Here is a 5708-nt window from a genome sequence, read left to right as displayed (position 1 = left end):
AACCCGTTAAGTTCTAGACACTTTTAAGGGGAAACTTTTAGTTTTTGACCGACGCGCGCGATTTTATGCATGAGGGATGGCGAGGCACGAGAGATGGCACGCATTGCCCCTCAGAGCCAGTTCTAGGCGTCTTTGACCAGATTCTGGACTCCTTACAGGTGCCATCACACTTGCAACGGTCTAGAAACACCGTGGCCGGCAGTCCGATTTTGAACCTGTAGGTGGTCCGATTTTGTTCGGTTCCGCTCGGCCTGGCTGGTGCCATGCTGATACTTGGCCTGGTCTTTCAGCTTCTGCCGTTTGGCTTCATTGTTCCTGGCATCAATTCTCCTTTGCTTCTCCAGCTTCCAGCCTTCTCTCTGCAGAGCGTGGATCAGCTTTCGGTGTTCACCGCGGCCAAGACTTCCACGCATTTGAGCGGCTCTAAGGTGGGCGGCTTCGTCCTCGATCCTGACGTAGCCTTTACCTTTCTTGGCGATGAGCCCAAGAGCTTCAAGCTGGGCCAGGCCTTTGTAAACACTTTGGCGAGTGCGTTTTGCCAAGGGTGCTAGTTCGGCTGCCGTGAGAGGTTCTGAAGGATCAAGAATCAGCCAGTACCTTTTTAACCCGTTCCGGCCAGAGAGTGAATCATGCGAGCATTTGTCGCAATAGGTGACCACTCTTTCTGTACACCCCCCTCCCCCTTCCAGGGGTTGAGTGGTCACTTTTTGAGACACTTTCAGCCTGTAGATTGAGGCTGTTTTTTGACTGCCATTTACTACTTTCTGAATGTGTCCAAGTTCACAGAGCTTTGTAATGCAGTTGCGGGCGGCTGTGTCTGAGCATCCAATAGCTTCGGCCAGGCTTCTTTTACTCAGGTGGAAGGAGTGGCCGTGGTTGAGCTTTGAGAGTCTTTCAATTTCGAGAATGGCAGCGTAGAGGTTTTTTCCCGATTTCTGTACGTCAGGGCACGAAAGGACGTGCTTGGTCCAGGTTTCCCCAAAAGATCTTTTTTTAAAAACCCCCCCCGCGTCAGCGGGTCCAGGTTTCAATCTCGGGAGGGTAGCTCGATCACTGCTGACGTAGTTCCAAACATCTTTTAGGTAGTTGTCCTGCTGTTTTGGGCTTCTGTCTTTGATCTTCTCGCCTGGTCCTTGTGGGTGCCTGAGAATCAATGTTTTAAAGTCCAGGTAGCTCAAGCCTTGCCTGAGAGCCAGCCCAGCGATCAGGCATAGGCGGTCACTTCTGAATCCGATAGGGACTGATTCTCCAGCGAGCTGGTCCAGGTCTAGTTTCTGCTTTGTTGGTTTTTGTGGCCTGGTTCCGTCTCTGAGTAGCTCTAGTATCTGCTGAATGGTTAACCCTTCCGCGCTGGTTGAGCGAGTCTGTCCAGAGCGATGAAGGGCACCAGGCGGCCTGATTCCTTGGGTTCTGACTGCTGAGGGTCCACCTATCTCTTTAATCAGATTTTCACAGTGAAGGCGTTGGGCTTTTGTTTCAACTCTAACCCAGAGATGCGCTTTCCCTGGTCCCCCGCCTGAGTGCATCACTGCTGAGGGGAACCTTAGCTTTCTTTTTAGGGCAAAGGCTTTGTCCAGGCCATCTTCTGTGTCGAAGTCGGCGGCAACAAAATCAAGGTTTGGCAGGATGAAGCCAGCGTCTTTTTGTGGGTCCCAAGTGTTGAGCCAGCGTTGGCCTGTTTTCTTGTTATCAGGGTTCAGGTCATAGAACTGTTTGTCACGGGAGATGACTACGGCTAGCTCTTTTGTGGCGATGGCTTCTGATTCCTCAAGCTGTGGCGGCCTGGTCAGGATCTCGGCGATGCTCACAGGTCCAGTCCCTCCTCGGTGCCGATCTGCAGGGCAGAAAGGGGGATGGCATAGGCGGCCAGCTCGGCTCTGATTTCCTCGCGGGTGGCTTTGGTGCCGACGTTGGCGATGGCTTGGAGGATTGCCAGGGTGGATCTGATTCCCCCTTGATCGTCGTTTTCTTGGCAGGTGGCGAGCTGGTAAGCGGCTTCTGAGATAGCCTCCTGCGCTTGTTTATTAAGTTGTGGGTGCCTCACTTCTCCGGGCCTCCTACGGCCTGAGTGGGCTGGGTTTTGGTGAGTCTCTCAATCTCAGAGCTGGGGACGAGGTATCTGCCATTTGGCAGCTTTTCGGTCCAGATCCAGCCTCGTTCTTTCCAGTTGAGAAGTGTTTGAGGGGTGACGTGCAAAAGCTTTGCAGCTTCTGCGATGTTGTATGAAGTTACGGATGTCATGAGGTGTCTCTGCTTGCATTAGCTGCATTTCCTCACTCGCCTCGTTGCCCCTTCCTCCCTGAAAAAGTAAAGTTCTCTTGACAGATGCTTTTTCCTGGGTTAGAATCGTCCTGCTAGTAGAGAGCGCTGCAGTCCGATCCTTTTGGGGGTTGAGATTCAGTTTTGGACCGCCTTCATGTCCGGCAAGACATGGGGCGGTTTTGCTTTTAATGCTGTTCAACGAATCCAGACGAAGACCACTAGGTAAAGGCATCATTGCCTTTTGTTTGGTAGCATGAATTCGCTTGATTTGAACTCAAGGATATCCCTGCTTGGCTGAGATGCCAGTGGTCTGTAGAATTAACCATGTATAGATCAGGACTTTCTGACTTTGGTCCACTTCGTCAGCTTCTCCCAAAGGTTCGATTTCGGCTCTGGAGCTGGTAGAGCCTTGATTACTCGGTCCTGCAGTTGACTGAGCTGGGCTGTTAAATCGTGGTTTTGGTCCGCAAGGTTCCGGACTTCATGTGCCAGCGGCCTGAGCTGTTGGACTTCGTGCCGTAGCTCCTCGATCATGGCCATTTGTGCCTCTGCCAGAGCCTTCAGGGTTGCCAGGTCCCCGGTGTCGAGCTTCGTGCCTTCAGCGGCTGGTATCGGCTCTGAGACGGCCTTTTTAGGGGTGGCTTTTGATGCGCGCTCAAGATCCTCGGCGGTTACCCGGTATTCCTTCCCCTTGGGTCCCTCGATCAGCTCGGCGGCCAGGCGGCCTGACTTGATCCAACGGCGTAGAGTCTTCTCTGAGACTCCAGCGGCCTTGATTGCTTCAGCCAGCGATAGAGTCTCATTCATGCGGCCTCCCTTCTCTGCAGGACCACACGGACCGTAGAGGCGTGCCAGGTCCCACCCTTGGCGGTTGGCACGTTCCGGACGTTCAATTCGTTGGCGATGGCCAGCATCCCCTTTCCTTCGGCTCTGAGGCTTAGAATCAGGTCCTCGGTATCGCTTTCAATCATTGGCCTGGCTCCGAGAATAACACCCTGGGCTTTCTTCTCGGCCAGTCCCTCGCGGGTTCTGAGTCCGATCAACTCTCGCTCAAGCTGGGCAAAGGTGGCCATCATGCTGAGTTGTGCTCTGCCATGAGGGGTGGTTGTGTCTAGCCGGGCATCCAAGAGGCTGAGATTCCAGCCGTAGTGCTGGGCCATGTCCCCTACCTGGCAAACGTCTTTTACCGATCGGCTGAGGCGGTCGAGCTTGGCGGCCATCAGTACATCAGCCTCCCCTTTGTTCAGCAGGTCCAGAGCCTTCTGCAGTCCAGGGCGGTTGAGAGTCTTTCCAGAGATTCCACCGTCCTCGATCAGCTCGGCCAGGTGCCAGCCGTTCCTTTCACACTCGGCGATGATGGCGGCTTTCTGACTGGCCAGGCCTGCACCAGAATCAACCTGCTGGTCAGTCGAGACCCGGACGTAGCCGATAACGTGCTTGGTCTCTCTCTGGCTGGTCTTCGTCTTTCGTGCCCTGGGCATAACAAGACTATACACGAAACGTTCGTCTCATGTATACGGTCCCTGGTCACTTTCTTATTTTGTCTAGTCAGAGTGCTTTTTAGCGTGTACAGTTTTCGTTGCGCACCTGTCCAATTTTGAACCTGTAGCCTGGTCAATTTTGTCTGGTCATCATTCATGTCCACCCTGGTCAATATGGCTGGTCATACTGTCCAGAGCCTTCTGCAGTCCAGGGCGGCTTTTACAACGTCCAAAGGTAGGAGCATGAGAGGAAACACCGTGAGAAACACCGCGACCCAGTCAGGGCGAAACGGGGGACGGCTGAAGGTTGGGAACCCAGGCAACAAAGGCGGCGGCAGGATCAAGGATGAGCTGCGGTTAGAGCTGGTCGAGTGCTTTGAGGTTGGGATTCAGAAACTCAAACTGCGACTATTTCGAGATTCCATGTCCACGGGTGAGCTGGTGCGGCTGGTGGATCTTCTCGGTAAATATGCCCTGCCCTACGTGGTCGAAGAGAATGAACCCCCGCAGATTGATCTCTCTATGCTTTCGCTGTCGGCTCTGAAGGAACTGGAGGCGGCATCTAAGGGACGTACTGCTTTGTGGGTCGAGTCAGCCTCTCTGGAGGAACTCCGAGAATGGGCACGAAAGGACGCCAAGGGTGAGCCTACGTTTATCGTGCTTGACTACACAAAAGAGAGCCAATAGCTTCTAAAACTTTCCCCCTGATTTCTGGGGGTAGACCTCTATACATGGTTGGAACTGAAAAAAAGTGAAGGCATCAGCAAGGTGCTTTTGATCTTGATTCAGAAACAATCAGTATGGAGAAAAACCATGTTAATAAAAACGAGCCTAAACGCTCTAGAAGATCTATCGTTTCTGCCTTCTTTGTGAAGGTTCTACCTTGGCTGTGCGCTATATATGAAGGGATTGGCTTCTTAAGCGATGTCCTTGGAATAGTCGAGTTTATAGGGAGGTTCATTCACTAAAACTTTCTTAGCATCAGCGAGGGGGACGGCAGACCTTACAGGGGTCGTACCCCCTTCTTTTGGCTTCAGCCAGCTCCAGGGGTCGCTTGCTTCGTGAGAGATAGCGGCACCTGTCTTTGTGGTACTTGTCGCCTGTCCTGGTGACATAAACCGTCTGTGTCTGTGGCTTGTTGGTGAGAGCCTGGGGAACGACTGCGATAGTCGAGCCTATTAAGGCGATCAGTAGGGCAGAGCGTGATAGATGCCTCACGGTCGCACCTTACCTGGCTCAAATCGCCTTTTAAGGGGAAAGTTTTCGTAGATGGACTCTCAGTGTGGTCCCCGTGAGGGTCACTTATTGACGGGTGGCAGGTTTAAGACTAGAATCAAGAGGTGAATCCAGCCGGAATAAAGCTGTGTCCGAAGTGCCAGAGCCAGCACCAACTGAACGCTCAGGCTTGTCCTTGTGGGCACGTCTTTAGAACTCAATTCGTGCCGCCAAATCAGACTGTGGCGATGCCAGTTCAACCCATGCCCGGATATCAGCCGGACCCGTACGCGAATCCCGGGGGAATCTACGCCATGCCTCAAAAGCGTTCGTCTGCTTGGGCTTGGGGCCTTTCAGGGTTAACCGTTATTGTAGGGGTTGCTCTTTTTCTGCTTTGGCCAAACATCACTATGACATTTGATCGTAATGCCCTTTCTGGTGACTGGGAGATGACTGCTGGTAATCAAACATCAGGAATCATTTTAAAGTCTTCAGGTGAGGGGACCTTCTTGAGTAACTCTACTGTTATCCGAGATTTTAAATGGGAGTTGCCTCGCCCTGGCTTCATCTATATCAAAAGTGAACGATCAGTAGTGTTTGAATATGAGTTTCTACCTGGCGGCGGCTTGAGAATTGGCGAAGGGACTGACGCAACGGTTTACTATCGAAAGGGAACCCGTTAAGTTCTAGACACTTTTAAGGGGAAACTTTTAGTTTTTGACCGACGCGCGCGATTTTATGCATGAGGGA

The 5708-nt window shown here is 52.5% G+C and carries 7 protein-coding genes; 2 read left to right on the top strand and 5 right to left on the bottom strand.

Going from position 1 to position 5708, the window contains the following annotated elements; all coding sequences use genetic code 11:
- Positions 1-164 precede the first annotated feature (164 nt).
- From QUB08_RS31220 to QUB08_RS31200, 5 genes are all read right to left on the bottom strand, one after another.
- Positions 165-1808 carry an HTH domain-containing protein gene (locus tag QUB08_RS31220; RefSeq protein ID WP_333043023.1) on the bottom strand — a complete coding sequence of 548 codons (1644 nt, stop codon included), beginning with the start codon at positions 1806-1808 and terminating at the stop codon, positions 165-167.
- Positions 1805-2044: a hypothetical protein gene (locus QUB08_RS31215; RefSeq protein ID WP_332962588.1), complete on the bottom strand. Its 240-nt coding sequence runs from the start codon at positions 2042-2044 to the stop codon at positions 1805-1807. Before QUB08_RS31215 ends, QUB08_RS31220 begins: the two co-directional genes overlap by 4 nt.
- Positions 2041-2241: a MerR family transcriptional regulator gene (locus tag QUB08_RS31210; RefSeq protein ID WP_332962587.1), complete on the bottom strand. Its 201-nt coding sequence runs from the start codon at positions 2239-2241 to the stop codon at positions 2041-2043. The genes QUB08_RS31215 and QUB08_RS31210 overlap by 4 nt, the downstream gene beginning before the upstream one ends.
- A 354-nt stretch (positions 2242-2595) precedes the next feature.
- On the bottom strand, positions 2596-3069 hold the full coding sequence (locus tag QUB08_RS31205; protein WP_332962586.1) for a helix-turn-helix domain-containing protein: 474 nt from the start codon (positions 3067-3069) through the stop codon (positions 2596-2598).
- On the bottom strand, positions 3066-3743 hold the full coding sequence (locus QUB08_RS31200; protein ID WP_332962585.1) for a recombinase family protein: 678 nt from the start codon (positions 3741-3743) through the stop codon (positions 3066-3068). Before QUB08_RS31200 ends, QUB08_RS31205 begins: the two co-directional genes overlap by 4 nt.
- A gap of 243 nt (positions 3744-3986) precedes the next feature.
- On the opposite strand from QUB08_RS31200, the gene QUB08_RS31195 reads away from it, so the two are divergent.
- Together QUB08_RS31195 and QUB08_RS31190 are read left to right on the top strand one after the other, a co-directional pair.
- Positions 3987-4430 carry a hypothetical protein gene (locus QUB08_RS31195; protein ID WP_332962584.1) on the top strand — a complete coding sequence of 148 codons (444 nt, stop codon included), beginning with the start codon at positions 3987-3989 and terminating at the stop codon, positions 4428-4430.
- A gap of 842 nt (positions 4431-5272) precedes the next feature.
- The gene (locus QUB08_RS31190; protein WP_332962583.1) at positions 5273-5641 is read left to right on the top strand and encodes a hypothetical protein; all 369 of its coding nucleotides are present in this window, start codon (positions 5273-5275) and stop codon (positions 5639-5641) included.
- The last annotated feature ends 67 nt before the right edge of the window (positions 5642-5708 follow it).

It is taken from the genome of Microcoleus sp. BR0-C5 (assembly GCF_036705045.1).
In the GTDB taxonomy this organism is placed as follows: domain Bacteria; phylum Cyanobacteriota; class Cyanobacteriia; order Cyanobacteriales; family Microcoleaceae; genus Microcoleus.
Note: the sequence above shows the minus strand (reverse complement) of the source record. Positions and strands in the feature narration are given on the sequence as shown.

Excerpts from the sequence above, each read along its gene's own strand:
- QUB08_RS31210 (WP_332962587.1), bottom strand. The coding sequence starts at position 2,241 with ATGACATCCGTAACTTCATACAACATCGCAGAAGCTGCAAAGCTTTTG.
- QUB08_RS31205 (WP_332962586.1), bottom strand. The coding sequence starts at position 3,069 with ATGAATGAGACTCTATCGCTGGCTGAAGCAATCAAGGCCGCTGGAGTC.
- QUB08_RS31200 (WP_332962585.1), bottom strand. The coding sequence starts at position 3,743 with ATGCCCAGGGCACGAAAGACGAAGACCAGCCAGAGAGAGACCAAGCAC.
- QUB08_RS31195 (WP_332962584.1), top strand. The coding sequence starts at position 3,987 with ATGAGAGGAAACACCGTGAGAAACACCGCGACCCAGTCAGGGCGAAAC.
- QUB08_RS31190 (WP_332962583.1), top strand. The coding sequence starts at position 5,273 with ATGCCTCAAAAGCGTTCGTCTGCTTGGGCTTGGGGCCTTTCAGGGTTA.